The sequence below is a fragment of the Rhodosalinus halophilus genome (assembly GCF_003298775.1).
In the GTDB taxonomy this organism is placed as follows: domain Bacteria; phylum Pseudomonadota; class Alphaproteobacteria; order Rhodobacterales; family Rhodobacteraceae; genus Rhodosalinus; species Rhodosalinus halophilus.
The window spans coordinates 148,594-166,554 of record NZ_QNTQ01000011.1 but is presented as its reverse complement, the minus strand read 5'-3'; the positions used below and the strand labels follow the sequence as shown (position 1 = coordinate 166,554).

The window sequence follows — 17,961 nt, the reverse complement described above, 5'->3', positions numbered from 1 at the left end:
CCAAAATCATCGAGTGATCGCAACCGGTTCGATGTGGGCCGGACCTCCGGCCCGGTCCACCTCTCAACTGTGAAAGGCAAGGCAGATGGCAGTTACGAGCCAGAACATCCGGATCCGTCTCAAGGCCTTCGACTATCGCGTGCTGGACGCCAGCACGCGCGAGATCGTGAACACGGCCAAGCGCACCGGCGCCGAGGTCCGCGGGCCGATCCCGCTTCCGAACAAGATCGAGAAGTTCACTGTCCTGCGCGGCCCGCACGTCAACAAGAAGAGCCGCGACCAGTTCGAGATCCGGACGCACAAGCGGCTCCTCGACATCGTCGATCCCACCCCGCAGACGGTGGACGCGCTCATGAAGCTCGACCTCGCCGCCGGCGTGGATGTCGAGATCAAGGTCTGAGGAGGGCACCCACATGCGCTCTGGAGTGATCGCGAGGAAGGTCGGGATGACCCGGCTCTTCATGGAGGACGGGCGGCAGGTGCCCGTCACCGTGCTGCAGCTCGACAAGCTGCAGGTGGTGGCGCAGCGCACGCCCGACAGGGACGGCTACTCGGCGGTGCAGCTGGGCGCCGGCACGTCCAAGGTCAAGCGGGTGAGCCAGCCGATGCGCGGCCATTTCGCCAAGGCCAAGGTCGAGCCCAAGCGCAAGCTGGCGGAGTTTCGCGTGGATCCCGCGAACCTGATCGACGTGGGCGAGGAGATCACGGCCGACCACTACTTCGAAGGTCAGTTCGTGGACATCTCCGGCACCTCGATCGGCAAGGGCTTCGCCGGCGCGATGAAGCGGCACAATTTCCGCGGCCTCGAGGCCACGCACGGCGTGTCGATCAGCCACCGCAGCCACGGTTCCACCGGGCAGTGCCAGGATCCGGGCCGGGTGTTCAAGGGCAAGAAGATGGCCGGCCACATGGGCGCTGTCCGCGTCACCACGCAGAACCTGCAGGTGGTCAAGACGGACGCTGAGCGCGGGGTCATCATGATCAAGGGCGCGGTGCCCGGGCCCAAGGGCGGCTGGGTGACGGTCAAGGACGCCGTCAAGAAGCCCACGCCGGAGAACCTGATCCTGCCCGCGGCGCTGAAGTCCGCCGCCGAGGAGGCCAAGCGCCAGGCCGAGGAGGCCGCCGCGCAGGCCGCCGCCGAGGAGGAAGAGGCGCGCCGCGCCGCCGAGGAGGCCGCTGCCGCCGAGCAGGAGGCCGCGCTGAAGGAGGCGGAAGCCGACATCGAGGCGCAGAAGGAGGCCGAGGAAAGCTCGGACCAGTCGCCCGAGAAGAAGGAAGGCGAGTGACATGAAACTCGACGTCATCAAGCTGGACGGCGCGAGCGCCGGGTCGGTCGAGCTCGGCGACGAGATCTTCGGTCTCGAGCCGCGCGCCGACATCCTGCATCGCGTCGTCCGCTGGCAGCGGGCGCGCGCCCAGCAGGGCACGCACAAGGCCAAGACGCGCTCGGAGACCAGCTATTCGAGCAAGAAGATCTACCGCCAGAAGGGTACGGGCGGCGCGCGCCACGGCGACCGCAATGCGCCCATCTTCCGCAAGGGCGGGGTCTACAAGGGGCCCGTGCCGCGCAGCCACGCGCACGAGCTGCCCAAGAAGATCCGCAAGCTCGGGCTGAAGCACGCGCTCTCGGCCAAGGCGCGCGAGGGTGCGCTCGTCGTGCTCGACGAGGCCAGGGCCAGCGGCAAGACCTCCGAGCTCGCGCGCCAGGTTCGCGAACTCGGCTGGAAGCGCGCGCTGGTGATCGACGGGGCCGAGGTCGACGAGGGCTTCGCCCGGGCCGCGCGCAACATCGACGGGCTCGACGTGCTGCCCAGCGTCGGCGCGAACGTCTATGACATCCTCAAGCGCGACACCGTCGTGCTGACCAAGGCGGGTGTCGAAGCACTGGAGGCGCGGCTGAAATGAGCGCGAAACCCGAACACTACGACGTGATCCGCAAGCCGGTCATAACCGAGAAGTCCACCATGGCGTCGGAACACAACGCCGTGGTTTTCGAAGTGGCGATCGACGCGGCCAAGCCGCAGATCAAGGAAGCGATCGAGGCGCTCTTCGGCGTGAAGGTGAAGGCCGTGAACACGACCATCACCAAGGGCAAGACCAAGCGGTTCCGGGGTATCTCGGGCCGCCGCAAGGACGTCAAGAAGGCCTATGTCACGCTCGAGGAGGGCAACACCATCGACGTGACCACCGGCCTCTGATAGTGGATGCCGACTCGCGCGAGGCCCCGGATGTGCCGGGGCCTCGGCTCTTGAACCGGGGACCTTCGGGGCCCTTCATCCTCCGGGCCGGACGGCCCGCATAACCCAGGGCGGGACGCACCCGCCCGACAACGACGGAAGACAGAAACCATGGCACTCAAGTCGTACAATCCGACGACGCCTGGCCAGCGCGGGCTGGTGCTGATCGACCGTTCGGACCTTTGGAAAGGCCGCCCCGTGAAGTCCCTCACCGAGGGTCTGACGAAGAAGGGCGGGCGGAACAACACCGGACGGATCACCGCGCGTCGCCGCGGCGGCGGGGCGAAGCGGCTCTACCGCATCGTCGATTTCAAGCGCACCAAGCACGACGTGCCGGCGGTGGTCGTGCGAATCGAATACGACCCGAACCGCACGGCCTTCATCGCCCTGATCCAGTATCAGGACGGCGAGCAGGCCTACATCCTGGCGCCGCAGCGCCTGGCGGTGGGCGACAAGATCGTCTCTGGGGCTAAGGTCGATATCAAGCCCGGCAACGCGATGCCGTTTTCGGGCATGCCAATCGGGACGATCGTGCACAACATCGAGCTCAAGCCGGGCAAGGGCGGCCAGATCGCCCGCGCCGGGGGCACCTATGCGCAGTTCGTCGGCCGCGACGGCGGCTATGCGCAGATCCGGTTGAGCTCCGGCGAGCTTCGGATGGTCCGGCAGGAGTGCATGGCCACCGTGGGCGCCGTGTCGAACCCCGACAACTCGAACCAGAACCTCGGCAAGGCCGGGCGCAAGCGGCATGCCGGCAAACGGCCCGCGGTGCGCGGCGTCGCGATGAACCCGATCGATCACCCGCTGGGTGGCGGCGAAGGCCGCAGTTCGGGCGGGCGCACGCCGGTCACGCCCTGGGGCAAGGACACCAAGGGCCGCCGCACCCGCAACACCAACAAGGCGTCGCAGAAGCTCATCCTGCGCTCGCGTCACGCTCGGAAGAAGGGCCGCTAAGTCATGGCACGTTCCGTCTGGAAAGGGCCTTTCGTCGACAGCCATGTGCTGAAGAAGGCCGAGAAGGCCCGCGAGTCGGGCCGCAACGACGTTATCAAGATCTGGTCGCGCCGCTCGACGATCCTGCCTCAGTTCGTGGGGCTGACCTTCGGCGTCTACAACGGGCAGAAGCATGTGCCCGTGCTCGTGACCGAGGACATGATCGGCCAGAAGTTCGGCGAGTACTCGCCGACGCGGACCTATTACGGTCACGCGGCCGACAAGAAAGCGAAGCGGAGATAACTGGCGATGGGCAAGGAAAAGAACCCCCGCCGCGTGGCCGAGAACGAGGCGATGGCAAAGCTGCGGATGCTGCGCACCAGCCCGCGCAAGCTGAACCTCGTGGCGGCCATGATCCGCGGCAAGAAGGTGGATCGCGCGCTGACCGATCTCACCTTCTCGAAGAAGCGCATCGCGCAGGACGTCAAGAAGTGCCTGCAGTCCGCGATCGCCAACGCCGAGAACAACCACAATCTCGACGTCGACGAGTTGATCGTGGCGGAGGCCTGGGTCGGCAAGAACCTGGTCATGAAGCGGGGCCGCCCGCGGGCGCGCGGTCGTTTCGGCCGGATCGAGAAGCCGTTTTCGGAGCTGACCATCAAGGTGCGCCAGATCGAGGAGCAGGCCTAATGGGAAACAAGACCAATCCGATCGGGATGCGCGTTCAGGTCAACCGGACGTGGGACTCCCGCTGGTACGCCGACACCAAGGACTACGGCGACCTGCTGCTCGAGGATATCCGCATCCGCGAGTTCATCCGCAAGGAGGCCAAGCAGGCCGGCATCGCGCGCATCATCATCGAGCGGCCGCACCGCAAGTGCCGCGTGACGATCCACGCGGCGCGTCCGGGCGTCATCATCGGCAAGAAGGGCGCCGACATCGAGGCGCTGCGCAAGAAGCTCGCGAAGATGACCGACAGCGAGCTGCATCTCAACATCGTCGAGGTGCGCAAGCCCGAACTCGACGCAACGCTGGTGGCCGAGTCGATCGCCCAGCAGCTCGAGCGCCGGGTGAGCTTCCGCCGCGCGATGAAGCGGGCGGTGCAGAACGCGCTTCGCATGGGCGCCCAAGGCATCCGCGTCACCGTCTCGGGCCGTCTCGGCGGGGCCGAGATCGCGCGGACGGAGTGGTATCGCGAGGGCCGGGTTCCGCTGCACACGCTGCGGGCCGACATCGACTACGCCAATGTCGAGGCGCAGACGCCCTACGGCGTGATCGGGGTGAAGGTCTGGATCTTCAAGGGCGAGATCATGGAGCACGATCCCTCGGCCCGCGATCGCCGCATGCAGGAGATCCAGGACGGCCCGGCCCCGCGCGGCGCCGGCCGTCGCTGAGGAGACGTGAAAGATGCTTCAACCCAAGCGCACGAAATTCCGCAAGCAGCACAAGGGCCGCATCCGGGGCGAGGCCAAGGGCGGGTCCGAGCTGAACTTCGGCACCTACGGCCTCAAGGCCACGCAGCCCGAGCGCATCACGGCGCGTCAGATCGAGGCCGCGCGCCGGGCGATGACGCGTCACATGAAGCGCCAGGGCCGGGTGTGGATCCGCATCTTCCCCGACGTGCCGGTCACGTCGAAGCCCACCGAGGTGCGGATGGGCAAGGGCAAGGGCTCGGTCGATTTCTGGGCCGCCCGCGTCAAGCCCGGACGGATCATGTTCGAGATTGACGGTGTCGGCGAGGATGTGGCAAAGGAAGCGCTCCGACTCGCCGCGATGAAGCTGCCGATCAAATCGCGCATCGTCGTGCGCGAGGACTGGTGAGGATTCCGGGCTCCCGGCTGCGTGGCCGGGCGCCCCTCATGTGTTGGAAAAGCGCGGGACGGTGCGGGAACGCACGGCGGCGAGGGCCGCGTTCCGTGACTTCTGATGGAAGGACGAACAGGCGATGGACGCCAAGGAACTGAGAGAGAAGACGCCGGACCAGCTCCGCGAGGAGCTCACGCGCCTCAAGAAGGAGGCCTTCAACCTGCGCTTCCAGCAGGCCACCGGCGCGCTCGAGAACACCGCGCGGATGCGGGCGGTGCGCCGCGACGCGGCGCGCGTCAAGACCGTGCTGAACGAGAAGGCCGCGCAAGCGGCCGCCGAGTGAGGAGGGAGCCATGCCCAAGCGTATCCTTCAGGGCACCGTGACCTCCACGGCCAACGCCCAGACCCTGACCGTCTCGGTCGAGCGCCGGTTCAAGCATCCGGTCCTCCAGAAGACGATCCGGAAGTCGAAGAAATACCGCGCCCATGACGAGAACGGCCAGTTCTCGGTGGGCGACAAGGTGCGCATCATCGAATGCGCGCCGAAGTCCAAGACGAAACGCTGGGAGGTGATCGCCGATTAGCCCTCCGGACGCCGCTTTTCGGGCCTTTCGGCCCTCGCCCCCGGCGATGACGCCCGCAAGGGCGCAAGAGCGGATCCGGACGCAAGGCCATCACGTCCGGTTTGATCGAAACCCTGGGGACGACGGGCAAAGCCCTCCCCAAAGGTCGGGAGAAGCCAAATGATCCAGATGCAGACCAATCTGGATGTCGCTGACAACTCCGGCGCACGCCGGGTTCAGTGCATCAAGGTGCTCGGCGGATCCAAGCGGAAATACGCCTCCGTGGGCGACATCATCGTGGTGTCGGTCAAGGAGGCGATCCCGCGCGGGCGCGTCAAGAAAGGCGACGTGCGCAAGGCCGTCGTCGTGCGCACCGCCAAGGAGATCCGCCGCGAGGACGGCACCGCCATCCGCTTCGACAGGAACGCCGCGGTGATCCTCAACAACAACCTGGAGCCGATCGGCACCCGGATCTTCGGTCCGGTGCTGCGCGAACTGCGCGCGAAGAACTTCATGAAGATCATTTCGCTCGCACCGGAGGTGCTCTGATGGCCGCGAAACTCAAGACCGGCGACAAGGTCGTCGTGCTGGCCGGCAAGGACAAGGGCCGGACCGGCACCATCACCTCGGTCGATCGCAAGTCCGGCAAGGCCGTGGTGGAGGGCGTGAACATGGCCGTCCGCCACACCAAGCAGTCGCCCCGTTCGCAGGGTGGCCGGATTCCCAAGGCGCTGCCGATCGACCTTTCGAACCTCGCCATCGTCGACAAGAACGGCAAGCCCACGCGCGTCGGCTTCCGCGTCGAGGACGGCAGGAAGGTGCGCTACGCCAAGACCACGGGGGATGTGATCGATGCTTGACGCCCAGAATTACACGCCCCGTCTGCGTGCGCTCTTCGACGCGGAGATCAAGCCGAAGCTCAAGGAAGAGTTCGGCTACGCCAACGACATGATGATCCCGCGGCTCGACAAGATCGTGATCAACATCGGCTGCGGCGCCGAGGCGGTGCGGGACTCCAAGAAGGCCAGGTCGGCGCAGGAGGATCTCAGCCTCATCGCGGGCCAGCGCGCGGTCATCACCAAGGCGAAGAAGTCCATCGCGGGCTTCCGCGTCCGCGAGGACATGCCGCTCGGCGCCAAGGTCACGCTGCGCGGCGCCCGCATGTACGAGTTCCTCGACCGGCTGATCACCATCGCGCTGCCGCGCGTCCGCGACTTCCGCGGCGTGAAGGGCACCGCCTTCGACGGGCGGGGCAACTACGCGATGGGCCTCAAGGAGCACATCGTCTTCCCCGAGATCGAGTACGACAAGGTCGACGAGATCTGGGGCATGGACATCATTATCGCCACCACCGCGAAGACCGACGCGGAAGCCAAGGCGCTGTTGAAGCATTTCAACATGCCCTTCAACAGTTAAGCGCCGGAGGAGACTGCATCATGGCCAAGAAAGCGATGGTCGAGCGCGAGAGGAAGCGCCAGCGGCTCGTGGAGAAATACGCCGCCAAGCGCGCCGCGCTGAAAGAGATCGCCAACGACGAATCCAAGCCGATGGAAGAGCGCTTCAAGGCGCGGCTGGCGCTCGCCAAGCTGCCGCGCAACAGCTCGCCCACCCGGCTGCACAACCGCTGCCAGCTCACCGGCCGGCCGCACGCCTATTACCGCAAGCTCAAGGTCAGCCGGATCGCCCTGCGCGAGCTCGGCTCCACCGGCCAGGCGCCGGGCCTCGTGAAGTCGAGCTGGTGAGGGAGGGTTTCAGATGAACGATCCCATCGGCGATATGCTCACCCGCATCCGCAACGCGCAGATGCGCGGCAAGACCAACGTCGTCACCCCTGCCTCGAAGCTGCGGGCCTGGGTGCTGGACGTGCTGCTGGAAGAGGGCTTCATCCGCGGCTACGAGCGCACGACCGACGCGCGCGGGCATCCGCAGCTCGAGATCGCGCTCAAGTACTCGGACGGCCGCCCGGTCATCCAGGAGCTCAAGCGCGTCTCGACGCCGGGCCGCCGCGTCTACATGGGCGTGCGCGACCTGCCGTCCGTGCGCCAGGGGCTCGGCGTGTCCATCGTCTCGACGCCCAAGGGCGTGATGTCGGACGCCGCGGCGCGCTCGGCGAACGTGGGCGGCGAAGTGCTCTGCACGGTGTTCTGAGGAGGTTTGCGATGTCTCGTATCGGAAAACAGCCGGTCGCGATCCCCTCGGGCGTGACGGCCACGGTCTCGGGTCAGACCGTCGAGGTGAAGGGGCCGAAGGGCACCCGGAGCTGGACGGCGACCGACGACGTGACCATCACCCAGGAAGAGGATGCGATCCGCGTCGCGCCGCGCGGCAGCTCGAAGCGCGCGCGCCAGCAGTGGGGCATGAGCCGCACCAATATCGCGAACCTCGTGCAGGGCGTGACCGACGGCTTCAAGAAGGAGCTCGAGGTGCAGGGCGTGGGCTACCGCGCGCAGGCACAGGGCAACAGCCTGAAGCTCAACCTGGGCCTCAGCCACGACGTCGATTTCCCGATCCCGGAGGGTGTGACGATCACGACCCCGAAGCCCACGGAGATCATCGTCGAGGGCAACAACGAGCAGCTCGTCGGCGAGGTCGCGGCCAAGATCCGCGACTGGCGCAGGCCCGAACCCTACAAGGGCAAGGGCATCCGCTACAAGGGCGAGTATATCTTCCAGAAGGAAGGCAAGAAGAAGTAAGGGCGCGGGATCATGGCATTGGACAAGCAACAACAGTTCCGCAAGCGCCGTCTGCGCGTCCGGAACAAGCTCAAGTCGGCGAACCTGGGGCGGCTGCGCCTCTCGGTGCACCGCTCGAACAAGAACATTCACGCCCAGCTCATCGACGATGTGCAGGGCCGCACGGTGGCTGCCGCCTCGTCGCTCGAGCCGAGCCTCGGGCTCGCCGGGCGCAATAATCTCGAGGCCGCGGCGAAGGTCGGAGCGACCCTCGCCGAGCGGGCCAAGGCCGCAGGTATCGAGGACTGCTACTTCGATCGCGGCGGCTTCCGCTATCACGGCGGCATCAAGGCGCTGGCCGATGCTGCCCGTGAGGGCGGCCTGAAGTTCTGAGGAGACGCGATATGGCAAGAGAACCGCAGGGCGGACGCGGCCGCCGGGACCGCGATGAAAGCCCCGAATTCGCCGATCGCCTCGTCGCGATCAACCGGGTGTCCAAGACCGTCAAGGGCGGCAAGCGCTTCGGCTTCGCCGCGCTGGTCGTCGTCGGCGACCAGAAGGGGCGCGTGGGCTTCGGCAAGGGCAAGGCCAAGGAGGTGCCCGAGGCGATCCGCAAGGCCACCGAGCAGGCCAAGCGCGGCATGATCCGCGTGCCCCTGCGCGAGGGCCGGACGCTGCACCACGACGAGACCGGCCGCTGGGGCGCCGGCAAGGTGATGATGCGCACGGCCCCGCAGGGCACAGGCATCATCGCGGGCGGCCCGATGCGCGCGGTCTTCGAGATGCTGGGCGTGCAGGACGTCGTCGCCAAGTCGAACGGCTCGCAGAACCCCTACAACATGATCCGTGCCACGATGGACGCGCTGAAGAAGCAGCAGAGCCCGCGGATGGTGGCGCAGCGGCGGGGCAAGAAGGTCGCGGACATCCTGCACAAGGAAGACGCGCCCAAGCCCGAAGCGGCCGAGGCGTAAGGGAGACAGCACATGGCCAAGACCATCGTCGTCAAGCAGGTGGGCTCGCCCATCCGCCGCCCGGCCAAGCAGCGTCAGACGCTGATCGGCCTCGGGCTCAACAAGATGCACCGCACGCGGGAGCTGGAGGATACGCCGGCGGTCCGCGGCATGATCGCGAAGATCCCGCATCTGGTGGAGATCGTCGAAGAGCGCGGCTGACGGCCTGACAAAACGGTGCCCGACGTGCGATCACATGGAACGCCCTCCGCCGCGCGGAGGGCGTTTTCGCGTCTCGTGCCCCGTCCCGGGAACACGCCCCCGCTTCCAGGCGTCGGCGGCCGTTTCCCAGAGCCACGGTCACGCGATGCGAGGGCGAGGCCAGCGGACCCCGATTCGGTCCTGCGTTTCCCCTGTCGCCTGCTGATGGGGACGCCGACGGGTCGCAGGCGGCGCGAGCGCTGCCTTGCGGGCGAGACGGGCCTCCATCGCGTGATCCAGGCCGCGCGCCGCTTGCCTCCGCGCCGCACAGCCGCTATGGGGTGCGGGCGGCTACGACGGCCGCAGGTTCCAATCAGACGAAAAGCCGTGGTCGGGGCGCCTTTCGCTTCAGCCCCCGCATCCGGCAAGGAGAAGCGACATGAAACTGAACGAACTCCGTGACGCCCCGGGCGCCACGAAGAAGGCGAAGCGCGTCGGCCGCGGGCCGGGCTCCGGCAAGGGCAAGACCGCCGGCCGCGGGATCAAGGGCCAGAAGTCCCGCTCGGGCGTGGCCATCAAGGGCTTCGAGGGCGGGCAGATGCCCATCTATCAGCGCCTGCCCAAGCGCGGCTTCAACAAGCCCCATCGCAAGCGCTACGCCGTGGTGAACCTCGGCGCGATCCAGAAGTTCGTGGACGCGGGCAAGCTCGACGCCGGCCAGCCGGTCACGGAAGAGGCGCTCGTCGCCAGCGGTCTGGTGCGCCGGAAACTCGACGGCGTCCGCGTGCTGGCCAAGGGCGAACTGACCGCGAAGGTCGATCTTCGTGTCACCGGCGCCTCGCAATCCGCCGTCTCCGCGGTCGAGGGCGCGGGCGGCTCGGTCACGCTGGCGGCACCGGCCGCGACCGAATAACGGGTTGTGGCGCTTCGCCGCGCCGATTAGATAACCCGCAATCTTGCGCCCGCCGCCCGCGCCCATGCGCGACGGGCGGCGGCGCCCTGCACGGGGGAGCCGCATGGTATCCGCAGCCGAACAGATGGCCGCCAACACGAGCTGGGGCGCGCTCGCCCGCGCCACCGAGCTCAGGCAGCGAATCTTCTTCACGCTCGGCCTTCTGATCGTCTACCGGATCGGCACCTTCATCCCCGTGCCCGGCATCGACGGGCAGGCGCTGCAGGACTTCATGACGCAGGCCTCGACCGGCATCGGCGGCATGCTGTCGATGTTCACGGGCGGCGCGCTGGGGCGCATGGGCATCTTCGCGCTCGGCATCATGCCCTACATCTCGGCCTCGATCATCGTGCAGCTTCTGGCGGCCATGGTGCCGAGCCTCGAGCAACTCAAGAAGGAGGGCGAGCAGGGGCGCAAGAAGCTCAACCAGTACACGCGCTACGGCACCGTTCTTCTGGCGACGATGCAGGCCTACGGTCTGGCCGTCAGCCTCGAGGCGGGTGAGCTCGTGACCGATCCTGGCTGGTTCTTCCGCGCCTCCTGCGTCATCACGCTGGTGGGCGGGACCATGTTCCTGATGTGGCTGGGCGAGCAGATCACGGCCCGCGGCGTGGGCAACGGCATCTCGCTGATCATCTTCGTGGGAATCATCGCCGAGATCCCGGCCGCGCTGGCGCAGTTCTTCGCCTCCGGACGCTCGGGCGCCATCAGCCCCGCGGTGATCGTCGGCGTGATCCTCATGGTGGTCGTGACCATCACCTTCGTGGTCTTCATGGAGCGATCGCTCCGAAAGATCACGATCCAGTATCCCCGCCGCCAGGTCGGCATGAAGATGACCGAGGCGCAGACCAGCCACCTGCCGGTGAAGGTCAACCCCTCGGGCGTGATCCCGGCGATCTTCGCGAGCTCGCTGCTGCTGCTGCCCACGACGATCAGCACCTTCTCGGGTCAGCAGACCGGGCCGATCATGTCCACGATCCTGGCCTACTTCGGGCCGGGCCAGCCGCTCTACCTGCTGTTCTTCGCGGCGATGATCATCTTCTTCGCCTACTTCTACACCTTCAACGTGGCCTTCAAGCCGGACGACGTGGCCGACAACCTGAAGAACCAGAACGGGTTCGTGCCCGGCATCCGCCCCGGCAAGAAGACCGCCGAGTATCTGGAATACGTGGTCAATCGCGTGCTCGTGCTCGGCTCCGGCTACCTCGCGCTCGTCTGCCTGCTGCCGGAAATCCTGCGTAACCAGTATGCGATCCCGTTCTATTTCGGCGGCACCTCGGTCCTGATCGTGGTCTCGGTCTCGATGGACACCGTGCAGCAGATCCAGAGCCACCTGCTCGCGCATCAGTACGAGGGGCTGATCCAGAAATCTCAACTCCGCGGCAAGAAGCGGGGCGGCAGAAAGGCGCCGGCCAGGAAATGAACATCATCCTTCTCGGACCCCCCGGGGCGGGCAAGGGCACCCAGGCCCGCCGGCTCGACGAAGAGCGCGGCCTCGTCCAGCTCTCCACCGGTGACATGCTGCGCGCGGCGCGAGCGAGCGGCACGGAAATGGGCAAGCGCGTGGCCGAGGTGATGGACCGCGGCGAGCTGGTCACCGACGAGATCGTCATCGGCCTCATCCGCGAAAAGCTCGAGACGTCGGACGCGCCCGGCTTCATCTTCGACGGCTTCCCCCGGACGCTGGCGCAGGCCGACGCATTGGGCGCCCTGATGCAGGAGACGGGATCGCGGCTCGACGCCGTGATCGAGATGCAGGTGGACGACGACGAGCTCGTGCGCCGCATCACCGCGCGTTCCACCTGCGCCGGCTGTGGAGAGGTCTACAACGACATCACCAAGCCGATCCCGCCTGACGGGAAGTGCGCCAAGTGCGGCGGCACCGAGTTCAAGCGGCGCGAGGACGACAACGAGGAAAGCCTGCGCCAGCGGCTGATGGAATACTACAAGAAGACCTCGCCGCTGATCGGCTACTATTACGCCAAGGGCAAGCTCTTCCGCATCGACGGCCTGGGCGAGATCGACGAGGTTTCTCGGGCCATTGCCGAGGTTCTCGACGGCGCGCGCGAACCTGCCGCAGCTGGGGCTTGACGCCCTGCGCATTCTCTCTTACGGACCCGCATCTCGGCAGGGAATCGATCTTCGCGGCGCGTCCGTGTTCGCCCGATTCGCACCGCGAGAGCACCTCTCATACGGCCCGTGGGCTGCCGCCGCGGGCCGCATGTTGTGAAAAAAGGGCCTGGCGCTACGGGCTCGCAACGAAAGGACCTATCACGTGGCACGCATTGCCGGCGTCAACATCCCCACGAACAAGCGAGTGCCCATCGCACTCACCTACATCCACGGAATCGGCCGCTCGGCCGCGGAATCGATCTGCGACGCGGTGAGCGTCGATCAGAGCCGCCGCGTCAACGAGCTTTCCGATGCCGAGCTCCTGGCGATCCGCGAGCACATCGACTCCAACTACACCGTCGAGGGCGACCTGCGCCGCGAGGTGCAGATGAACGTCAAGCGGCTCATGGACCTCGGCTGCTACCGCGGCCTGCGGCATCGCCGCAACCTGCCCGTGCGCGGTCAGCGCACCCACACGAACGCGCGCACCCGCAAGGGGCCCGCGAAGCCGATCGCCGGCAAGAAGAAATAAGGAGGGCAGGCAGAATGGCACGCGATACCCGCCGCCGGGGGCCCAAGAAGGTCTCCAAGAACATCGCCACCGGCGTGGCGCATGTGAATTCGTCCTTCAACAATACCAAGATCCTGATTTCCGACGTGCAGGGCAACGCGATCGCGTGGTCCTCGGCCGGCACCATGGGCTTCAAGGGCTCGCGCAAGTCCACGCCCTACGCCGCGCAGCTCGCCGCGGAGGACGCCGGCAAGAAGGCGCAGGAGCACGGGATGCGGACCCTCGAGGTCGAAGTGCAGGGTCCCGGCTCTGGCCGTGAGTCGGCGCTGCGCGCGCTGGCCGCGATCGGCTTCAACATCACGTCGATCCGCGACGTGACCCCGATCCCGCACAACGGCTGCCGCCCGCCCAAGCGTCGGCGGGTCTGAAGGACCAGATTTCCCGGCAGGGCCGCGCGATCGTGCGGTCCTGCCTTTGTCATTCAACCTCGGGCGTTCCGGCCTTCGGACATGGGGCCGGAACAGGAATTGAGGAGACACCCATGATCCACAAGAACTGGTCCGAGCTGATCAAGCCCAACGCGCTGGATGCCAGGCCGGGCGACGATCCGGCGCGCAAGGCGACGCTCGTGGCCGAACCGCTCGAGCGTGGCTTCGGCCTCACGCTCGGCAACGCCCTGCGCCGTGTGCTGCTGTCGTCGCTTCAGGGCGGGGCCATCACCTCCGTCCAGATCGACAACGTCCTGCACGAGTTCTCCTCGGTCGCCGGCGTGCGCGAGGATGTGACCGACATCGTTCTCAACCTCAAGGGCGTCGCGCTCCGCATGGAGGTCGAGGGGCCGAAGCGGCTGTCGATCTCGGCCAAGGGCCCGGGCGTGGTCACGGCCGCGGACATCTCGGACAGCGCGGGCATCGAGATCCTGAACAAGGACCATGTGATCTGCCACCTCGACGAGGGCGCGGATGTCTACATGGAGCTCACCGTCAACACCGGCAAGGGCTACGTGCCCGCGGACAAGAACAAGCCCGAGGACGCGCCCATCGGTCTCATCCCGATCGATGCGATCTACTCGCCGGTCAAGAAGGTCTCCTACGAGGTGACGCCCACGCGCGAGGGCCAGGTGCTCGACTACGACAAGCTGACCATGAAGGTCGAAACCGACGGGTCGGTTTCGCCCGAGGATGCCGTCGCCTATGCCGCGCGCATCCTGCAGGACCAGCTTTCGATCTTCGTCAACTTCGAGGAGCCCGAGAGCGCCGGGCGCGAATCCTCCGAAGAGGGGCTGGAGTTCAACCCGCTCCTGCTCAAGAAGGTGGACGAGCTCGAGCTCAGCGTGCGGTCGGCCAACTGCCTGAAGAACGACAACATCGTCTACATCGGCGACCTCATCCAGAAGACCGAGGCCGAGATGCTGCGCACGCCCAACTTCGGCCGCAAGTCGCTCAACGAGATCAAGGAAGTGCTCAGCGGAATGGGGCTGCACCTCGGCATGGATGTCGAGGACTGGCCGCCCGACAACATCGAGGAACTGGCGAAGAAGTACGAAGAGAACTTCTGAAGCCGAGCGGGCGGGGGCGCCCCCGCCCGCGGGCCGCGAGGCCCCAAGGAGAGCGGCCCGCGCGCACGGGCCGCCGGACAAAGCATAAAGCGATAGGAGACATCCCATGCGTCACGCCCACGGATACCGCAAGCTCAACCGCACCCACGAGCACCGCAAGGCGCTCTTCGCCAACATGGCCGGCTCGCTCATCGAGCATGAGCAGATCAAGACGACCCTGCCCAAGGCGAAGGAGCTCAAGCGGGTCGCCGACAAGCTCGTCACGCTGGCCAAGAAGGGCGACCTGCACTCGCGTCGCCTCGCCGCCTCGCGGCTCAAGCAGGAGGCGCATGTCGCCAAGCTCTTCGACGTGCTGGGGCCGCGCTACGCCGAGCGCAACGGCGGCTATGTCCGCGTGCTCAAGGCGGGCTTCCGCTACGGCGACATGGCGCCGATGGCGATCGTCGAGTTCGTCGATCGCGACCCCGACGCCAAGGGTGCGGCCGACCGCGCGCGACTGGCCGAGGAGGAGGCGGGCGAGGAGTGATCCCCGCCGCCGGGACAGGCACCGGACGCCCCCGCGGGAGACCGCCGGGGGCGTTTCGCGTTTCGGCCGGGTTGCAACGTCGAAGCCTCGCGCGCATATCGGTCCCGACCGAGGGGAGGTCGCCCATGTTCCGTGCCCTCATCGCAGTTCTGATCCTCGCCGCCGCGCCGCTCGCCGCCGACACGCGCCCGCCGCAGTCCCAGGCCGAAATCCGCCTCTCCTTCGCGCCCGTCGCACGCGAGGCGGCCCCGGCGGTCGTCAACATCTATGCCCGCCGCGTCGTCGAGGCGCGCAGCCCCTTCGCGGACGACCCCTTCTTCCGCGACTTCTTCCGCGAGTTCGCGCCGCCGCAGCCGCGGGTCCAGAACTCGCTCGGTTCCGGGGTGATCCTCTCGCCGGACGGCTACGTGGTGTCCAACTACCACGTCGTCGGCCGGGCGACGGACATCCGCGTGGTGCTGAACGACCGCCGCGAGTTCTCCGCCGAGCTGGTGCTGGCCGATGCCGAGGCCGATCTCGCCATCCTGAAGCTGGAGGAGGCCGCGGAGCTTCCGCATCTCGACCTGCGCGACAGCGACACGCTGGAAGTGGGGGAACTGGTCCTCGCCATCGGCAATCCCTTCGGCGTGGGACAGACGGTGTCGTCGGGCATCATCTCGGCCGTCGCCCGGTCGGGGCCGGCCACCGGCAACCTGCGCGGCTATTTCGTGCAGACCGATGCGCCGATCAATCCGGGCAATTCCGGCGGCGCGCTGGTGGACATGGCGGGTCGGCTGGTTGGCGTGAACACCGCGATCCTCAGTCGCTCGGGCGGATCGAACGGCATCGGCTTCGCCATTCCCGCCGCGCTCGTCGAGCAATTCCTCGCGCAGGCGCGGGCCGGCGCCGCGCGCTTCGAGCGGCCCTGGGCCGGCATGAGTGGCCAGCCGGTCGATGCCGACATGGCCGAGGCGCTGGGCCTGCCGGCGCCGCGCGGCATGGTGATTTCGAAGCTGCATCCGAAGAGCCCCTTCGCCGCGGCCGGGGTACAGGCGGGCGACGTGGTGCTCGACCTGGACGGGGCGGAGATCAACGGGCCCGCGGGCATGGTCTACCGCCTCTCGATCGCCGGGCCCGGGGCCGAGGTCGAGGCCACCCTGTGGCGCGAGGGGGCCGAGCGCGTGCTGCGCCTGCCGCTCGCGCCGCCGCCCGAGGATCCGCCGCGCGAGACGCTGACGCTCGACCGCGGCTCGGCGCTGCCGGGCCTGACGCTGGCCAACGTCAACCCGGCGGTGATCGTCGCCATGGACCTGCCGCTGCTCGCGCGGGGGGTCGTCGTGCTCGACCCGGGCCCCTTCGGCGCGCGCGCCGGTCTCGCCGAGGGGGACGTTATCCTCGCCGTCTCGGGGCGCGAGGTGCGCCGGACACGAGACGCGGCACGCGCGCTGGCACGCCCCGGTCGCCACGAAATCCTCGTGCAGCGCGGCGCGCAGCGCCTCGCCGTCCGCTTCCGGGCCTGAGACGGATGGCGGATCTCTTCGACCGGGCGCCCGGCGCCCCCAACCAGCACAGCGAGAGCGCGCCGCGACCGCTGGCTGACCGGCTGCGCCCTGCCGCCCTCGACGATGTGATCGGGCAGGACAAGCTGCTCGGCCCCGAGGGCCCGCTGGGCGCGATGCTGGGGTCGGGGACGCTTTCCTCGCTCGTGCTCTGGGGGCCGCCCGGCACCGGCAAGACCACGATCGCGCGGCTTCTCGCCCGCGAGACGGAGCTCGAATTCGTGCAGATCAGCGCGATCTTCACCGGCGTGGCGGACCTGCGCAAGGTCTTCGACGCGGCGAAGGAGCGCCGCCGCATGGGCCGCGGGACGCTGCTCTTCGTCGACGAGATCCATCGCTTCAACCGTGCGCAGCAGGACAGTTTCCTGCCGCACATGGAGGACGGCACGATCCTGCTCGTCGGCGCGACGACCGAGAACCCCAGCTTCGAGCTCAACGCGGCGTTGCTGTCGAGGGCGCAGGTGATGGTGCTGGAACGGCTCTCGCTCGCCGATCTCGAGCGGCTCGCCCAACGCGCGGAGCAGGCGCTGGGCCGGCCCCTGCCGCTCGACGGCGATGCGCGCGAGGCGCTGCTGGAGATGGCCGACGGCGACGGCCGCGCGGCGCTCAACCTGATCGAACAGGCGATGGGCTGGGAGGTGGAGGGCCGGCTCGACGCGGCCCAGCTCGCCGACCGGCTCGCGCGCCGCGCGGCGCATTACGACAAGTCGGGCGACGCGCATTTCAACCTGATCTCGGCGCTGCACAAGTCGGTGCGCGGATCGGACCCGGACGCCGCGCTCTACTGGTTCGCGCGCATGCTGGAGGGCGGCGAGGACCCGCGCTACCTCGCACGGCGGATCACCCGCATGGCGGTCGAGGACATCGGTCTCGCCGATCCGCAGGCGCAGGCCGTCTGCCTGCAGGGCTGGGACACCTACGAGCGCCTCGGCAGCCCCGAAGGCGAACTCGCGCTCGCGCAGGCGCTGGTCTATCTTGCCCTCGCGCCCAAGTCGAACGCGGCCTATGTCGCCTACAAGGGCGCGCGCAGGGCGGCGAAGGCCACGGGCTCGCTGCCGCCGCCGAAGCACATCCTCAACGCGCCCACCAGGCTCATGAAGGAGCAGGGATATGGCGCGGGCTACGCCTACGACCACGAGGCCGAGGACGCCTTTTCCGGGCAGGACTATTTCCCGGACGGAATGGAGCGGGAGAGCTTCTATGCGCCGGTCGAGCGCGGTTTCGAGCGGGAGTTGCGCAAGCGGATCGACTGGTTCGCGAAGTTGCGCGCGGAACGGGGCCGCGACTGAGCGTGGCGAGTTTTCGTACGAGAATTCGCCAACGCGCGAGCGGTCGTCGGAAAATTCTTCGTACGAAGAATTTTCGGCTGCGGCGGCGTCGCTTGACACGCGGGGGTCCCCGC

29 protein-coding genes are annotated in these 17,961 nt (G+C 67.7%); all 29 read left to right on the top strand.

From position 1 onward, the window contains the following. The first annotated feature begins 85 nt into the window (after positions 1-85). The 29 genes from rpsJ to DRV85_RS13120 all read left to right on the top strand — a co-directional run bounded on the left by rpsJ (position 86) and on the right by DRV85_RS13120 (position 17,848). On the top strand, positions 86-400 hold the full coding sequence (gene rpsJ / locus DRV85_RS13260) for a 30S ribosomal protein S10 (RefSeq protein ID WP_113289953.1): 315 nt from the start codon (positions 86-88) through the stop codon (positions 398-400). Between the two features lie 13 nt (positions 401-413). Beyond that, positions 414-1,286 carry a 50S ribosomal protein L3 gene (gene rplC, locus DRV85_RS13255; RefSeq protein ID WP_113289952.1) on the top strand — a complete coding sequence of 291 codons (873 nt, stop codon included), beginning with the start codon at positions 414-416 and terminating at the stop codon, positions 1,284-1,286. Between the two features lies 1 nt (position 1,287). After that, positions 1,288-1,905: a 50S ribosomal protein L4 gene (rplD, locus tag DRV85_RS13250; RefSeq protein WP_113289951.1), complete on the top strand. Its 618-nt coding sequence runs from the start codon at positions 1,288-1,290 to the stop codon at positions 1,903-1,905. Continuing rightward, on the top strand, positions 1,902-2,198 hold the full coding sequence (locus tag DRV85_RS13245; protein WP_113289950.1) for a 50S ribosomal protein L23: 297 nt from the start codon (positions 1,902-1,904) through the stop codon (positions 2,196-2,198). Before rplD ends, DRV85_RS13245 begins: the two co-directional genes overlap by 4 nt. Before the next feature lie 150 nt (positions 2,199-2,348). Continuing rightward, positions 2,349-3,191 (top strand): 50S ribosomal protein L2, encoded by an 843-nt coding sequence (rplB, locus tag DRV85_RS13240; RefSeq protein ID WP_113289949.1) that lies wholly within the window; start codon positions 2,349-2,351, stop codon positions 3,189-3,191. A 3-nt stretch (positions 3,192-3,194) separates the two neighbouring features. Then, positions 3,195-3,473: a 30S ribosomal protein S19 gene (gene rpsS / locus DRV85_RS13235; protein ID WP_113289948.1), complete on the top strand. Its 279-nt coding sequence runs from the start codon at positions 3,195-3,197 to the stop codon at positions 3,471-3,473. Positions 3,474-3,479: 6 nt separating this feature from the next. Continuing rightward, a complete protein-coding gene (gene rplV / locus DRV85_RS13230; protein WP_113289947.1) occupies positions 3,480-3,860 on the top strand; it encodes a 50S ribosomal protein L22 in 381 nt (126 codons plus the stop codon). Next, complete coding sequence (gene rpsC / locus DRV85_RS13225; RefSeq protein WP_113289946.1) at positions 3,860-4,564, top strand: 30S ribosomal protein S3; 705 nt, start codon at positions 3,860-3,862, stop codon at positions 4,562-4,564. The genes rplV and rpsC overlap by 1 nt, the downstream gene beginning before the upstream one ends. Before the next feature lie 13 nt (positions 4,565-4,577). Beyond that, positions 4,578-4,991 carry a 50S ribosomal protein L16 gene (rplP, locus tag DRV85_RS13220; RefSeq protein ID WP_113289945.1) on the top strand — a complete coding sequence of 138 codons (414 nt, stop codon included), beginning with the start codon at positions 4,578-4,580 and terminating at the stop codon, positions 4,989-4,991. Positions 4,992-5,115: 124 nt separating this feature from the next. Beyond that, positions 5,116-5,319 carry a 50S ribosomal protein L29 gene (gene rpmC, locus DRV85_RS13215; RefSeq protein WP_113289944.1) on the top strand — a complete coding sequence of 68 codons (204 nt, stop codon included), beginning with the start codon at positions 5,116-5,118 and terminating at the stop codon, positions 5,317-5,319. A 10-nt stretch (positions 5,320-5,329) separates the two neighbouring features. After that, positions 5,330-5,560, top strand: a complete 231-nt coding sequence (gene rpsQ / locus DRV85_RS13210) for a 30S ribosomal protein S17 (RefSeq protein ID WP_113289943.1) — start codon at positions 5,330-5,332, stop codon at positions 5,558-5,560. A gap of 159 nt (positions 5,561-5,719) precedes the next feature. After that, positions 5,720-6,088, top strand: coding sequence for a 50S ribosomal protein L14 (rplN, locus tag DRV85_RS13205; protein ID WP_113289942.1), 369 nt, complete (start codon positions 5,720-5,722; stop codon positions 6,086-6,088). Then, positions 6,088-6,399 (top strand): 50S ribosomal protein L24, encoded by a 312-nt coding sequence (gene rplX / locus DRV85_RS13200; RefSeq protein WP_113289941.1) that lies wholly within the window; start codon positions 6,088-6,090, stop codon positions 6,397-6,399. The genes rplN and rplX overlap by 1 nt, the downstream gene beginning before the upstream one ends. After that, positions 6,392-6,955: a 50S ribosomal protein L5 gene (rplE, locus tag DRV85_RS13195; RefSeq protein WP_113289940.1), complete on the top strand. Its 564-nt coding sequence runs from the start codon at positions 6,392-6,394 to the stop codon at positions 6,953-6,955. Before rplX ends, rplE begins: the two co-directional genes overlap by 8 nt. Before the next feature lie 20 nt (positions 6,956-6,975). Continuing rightward, a complete protein-coding gene (rpsN, locus tag DRV85_RS13190; protein WP_113289939.1) occupies positions 6,976-7,281 on the top strand; it encodes a 30S ribosomal protein S14 in 306 nt (101 codons plus the stop codon). A gap of 13 nt (positions 7,282-7,294) precedes the next feature. Then, on the top strand, positions 7,295-7,687 hold the full coding sequence (gene rpsH / locus DRV85_RS13185) for a 30S ribosomal protein S8 (RefSeq protein WP_113289938.1): 393 nt from the start codon (positions 7,295-7,297) through the stop codon (positions 7,685-7,687). A gap of 11 nt (positions 7,688-7,698) precedes the next feature. After that, positions 7,699-8,232 (top strand): 50S ribosomal protein L6, encoded by a 534-nt coding sequence (rplF, locus tag DRV85_RS13180; protein WP_113289937.1) that lies wholly within the window; start codon positions 7,699-7,701, stop codon positions 8,230-8,232. 12 nt (positions 8,233-8,244) lie between these two features. Then, positions 8,245-8,604 (top strand): 50S ribosomal protein L18, encoded by a 360-nt coding sequence (rplR, locus tag DRV85_RS13175; protein WP_113289936.1) that lies wholly within the window; start codon positions 8,245-8,247, stop codon positions 8,602-8,604. 11 nt (positions 8,605-8,615) lie between these two features. Next, entirely contained in the window at positions 8,616-9,182 is a 567-nt protein-coding gene (rpsE, locus tag DRV85_RS13170; protein ID WP_113289935.1) for a 30S ribosomal protein S5, read from the top strand. 12 nt (positions 9,183-9,194) lie between these two features. Next, positions 9,195-9,383 (top strand): 50S ribosomal protein L30, encoded by a 189-nt coding sequence (rpmD, locus tag DRV85_RS13165; RefSeq protein WP_113289934.1) that lies wholly within the window; start codon positions 9,195-9,197, stop codon positions 9,381-9,383. A 418-nt stretch (positions 9,384-9,801) separates the two neighbouring features. Then, entirely contained in the window at positions 9,802-10,275 is a 474-nt protein-coding gene (gene rplO, locus DRV85_RS13160) for a 50S ribosomal protein L15 (RefSeq protein ID WP_113289933.1), read from the top strand. A 103-nt stretch (positions 10,276-10,378) separates the two neighbouring features. Continuing rightward, complete coding sequence (secY, locus tag DRV85_RS13155; protein ID WP_113289932.1) at positions 10,379-11,737, top strand: preprotein translocase subunit SecY; 1,359 nt, start codon at positions 10,379-10,381, stop codon at positions 11,735-11,737. Further along, positions 11,734-12,405: an adenylate kinase gene (locus DRV85_RS13150; RefSeq protein WP_113289931.1), complete on the top strand. Its 672-nt coding sequence runs from the start codon at positions 11,734-11,736 to the stop codon at positions 12,403-12,405. The genes secY and DRV85_RS13150 overlap by 4 nt, the downstream gene beginning before the upstream one ends. A gap of 184 nt (positions 12,406-12,589) precedes the next feature. After that, a complete protein-coding gene (gene rpsM, locus DRV85_RS13145; protein ID WP_113289930.1) occupies positions 12,590-12,958 on the top strand; it encodes a 30S ribosomal protein S13 in 369 nt (122 codons plus the stop codon). 14 nt (positions 12,959-12,972) lie between these two features. After that, positions 12,973-13,365, top strand: a complete 393-nt coding sequence (gene rpsK, locus DRV85_RS13140) for a 30S ribosomal protein S11 (protein WP_113289929.1) — start codon at positions 12,973-12,975, stop codon at positions 13,363-13,365. Positions 13,366-13,478: 113 nt separating this feature from the next. Continuing rightward, the gene (locus DRV85_RS13135; RefSeq protein WP_113289928.1) at positions 13,479-14,495 is read left to right on the top strand and encodes a DNA-directed RNA polymerase subunit alpha; all 1,017 of its coding nucleotides are present in this window, start codon (positions 13,479-13,481) and stop codon (positions 14,493-14,495) included. A 106-nt stretch (positions 14,496-14,601) separates the two neighbouring features. After that, positions 14,602-15,021 carry a 50S ribosomal protein L17 gene (rplQ, locus tag DRV85_RS13130; RefSeq protein WP_113289927.1) on the top strand — a complete coding sequence of 140 codons (420 nt, stop codon included), beginning with the start codon at positions 14,602-14,604 and terminating at the stop codon, positions 15,019-15,021. 125 nt (positions 15,022-15,146) lie between these two features. Further along, positions 15,147-16,520, top strand: coding sequence for a trypsin-like peptidase domain-containing protein (locus DRV85_RS13125; protein WP_113289926.1), 1,374 nt, complete (start codon positions 15,147-15,149; stop codon positions 16,518-16,520). 5 nt (positions 16,521-16,525) lie between these two features. After that, entirely contained in the window at positions 16,526-17,848 is a 1,323-nt protein-coding gene (locus tag DRV85_RS13120) for a replication-associated recombination protein A (protein WP_113289925.1), read from the top strand. Positions 17,849-17,961 lie beyond the last annotated feature (113 nt).

Excerpts from the sequence above, each read along its gene's own strand:
- rplR (WP_113289936.1), top strand. The coding sequence starts at position 8,245 with ATGGCATTGGACAAGCAACAACAGTTCCGCAAGCGCCGTCTGCGCGTC.
- rplD (WP_113289951.1), top strand. The coding sequence starts at position 1,288 with ATGAAACTCGACGTCATCAAGCTGGACGGCGCGAGCGCCGGGTCGGTC.
- rplB (WP_113289949.1), top strand. The coding sequence starts at position 2,349 with ATGGCACTCAAGTCGTACAATCCGACGACGCCTGGCCAGCGCGGGCTG.
- rplV (WP_113289947.1), top strand. The coding sequence starts at position 3,480 with ATGGGCAAGGAAAAGAACCCCCGCCGCGTGGCCGAGAACGAGGCGATG.
- rplQ (WP_113289927.1), top strand. The coding sequence starts at position 14,602 with ATGCGTCACGCCCACGGATACCGCAAGCTCAACCGCACCCACGAGCAC.
- DRV85_RS13150 (WP_113289931.1), top strand. The coding sequence starts at position 11,734 with ATGAACATCATCCTTCTCGGACCCCCCGGGGCGGGCAAGGGCACCCAG.
- secY (WP_113289932.1), top strand. The coding sequence starts at position 10,379 with ATGGTATCCGCAGCCGAACAGATGGCCGCCAACACGAGCTGGGGCGCG.
- rpsH (WP_113289938.1), top strand. The coding sequence starts at position 7,295 with ATGAACGATCCCATCGGCGATATGCTCACCCGCATCCGCAACGCGCAG.
- rplE (WP_113289940.1), top strand. The coding sequence starts at position 6,392 with ATGCTTGACGCCCAGAATTACACGCCCCGTCTGCGTGCGCTCTTCGAC.
- DRV85_RS13120 (WP_113289925.1), top strand. The coding sequence starts at position 16,526 with ATGGCGGATCTCTTCGACCGGGCGCCCGGCGCCCCCAACCAGCACAGC.
- rplP (WP_113289945.1), top strand. The coding sequence starts at position 4,578 with ATGCTTCAACCCAAGCGCACGAAATTCCGCAAGCAGCACAAGGGCCGC.
- rpmD (WP_113289934.1), top strand. The coding sequence starts at position 9,195 with ATGGCCAAGACCATCGTCGTCAAGCAGGTGGGCTCGCCCATCCGCCGC.
- rplN (WP_113289942.1), top strand. The coding sequence starts at position 5,720 with ATGATCCAGATGCAGACCAATCTGGATGTCGCTGACAACTCCGGCGCA.
- rplO (WP_113289933.1), top strand. The coding sequence starts at position 9,802 with ATGAAACTGAACGAACTCCGTGACGCCCCGGGCGCCACGAAGAAGGCG.
- rplX (WP_113289941.1), top strand. The coding sequence starts at position 6,088 with ATGGCCGCGAAACTCAAGACCGGCGACAAGGTCGTCGTGCTGGCCGGC.
- rpsJ (WP_113289953.1), top strand. The coding sequence starts at position 86 with ATGGCAGTTACGAGCCAGAACATCCGGATCCGTCTCAAGGCCTTCGAC.
- rpsK (WP_113289929.1), top strand. The coding sequence starts at position 12,973 with ATGGCACGCGATACCCGCCGCCGGGGGCCCAAGAAGGTCTCCAAGAAC.
- rpsQ (WP_113289943.1), top strand. The coding sequence starts at position 5,330 with ATGCCCAAGCGTATCCTTCAGGGCACCGTGACCTCCACGGCCAACGCC.
- rpsS (WP_113289948.1), top strand. The coding sequence starts at position 3,195 with ATGGCACGTTCCGTCTGGAAAGGGCCTTTCGTCGACAGCCATGTGCTG.
- rplF (WP_113289937.1), top strand. The coding sequence starts at position 7,699 with ATGTCTCGTATCGGAAAACAGCCGGTCGCGATCCCCTCGGGCGTGACG.
- rpsN (WP_113289939.1), top strand. The coding sequence starts at position 6,976 with ATGGCCAAGAAAGCGATGGTCGAGCGCGAGAGGAAGCGCCAGCGGCTC.
- DRV85_RS13135 (WP_113289928.1), top strand. The coding sequence starts at position 13,479 with ATGATCCACAAGAACTGGTCCGAGCTGATCAAGCCCAACGCGCTGGAT.
- rpsE (WP_113289935.1), top strand. The coding sequence starts at position 8,616 with ATGGCAAGAGAACCGCAGGGCGGACGCGGCCGCCGGGACCGCGATGAA.
- DRV85_RS13125 (WP_113289926.1), top strand. The coding sequence starts at position 15,147 with ATGTTCCGTGCCCTCATCGCAGTTCTGATCCTCGCCGCCGCGCCGCTC.
- rpmC (WP_113289944.1), top strand. The coding sequence starts at position 5,116 with ATGGACGCCAAGGAACTGAGAGAGAAGACGCCGGACCAGCTCCGCGAG.
- rplC (WP_113289952.1), top strand. The coding sequence starts at position 414 with ATGCGCTCTGGAGTGATCGCGAGGAAGGTCGGGATGACCCGGCTCTTC.
- rpsC (WP_113289946.1), top strand. The coding sequence starts at position 3,860 with ATGGGAAACAAGACCAATCCGATCGGGATGCGCGTTCAGGTCAACCGG.
- DRV85_RS13245 (WP_113289950.1), top strand. The coding sequence starts at position 1,902 with ATGAGCGCGAAACCCGAACACTACGACGTGATCCGCAAGCCGGTCATA.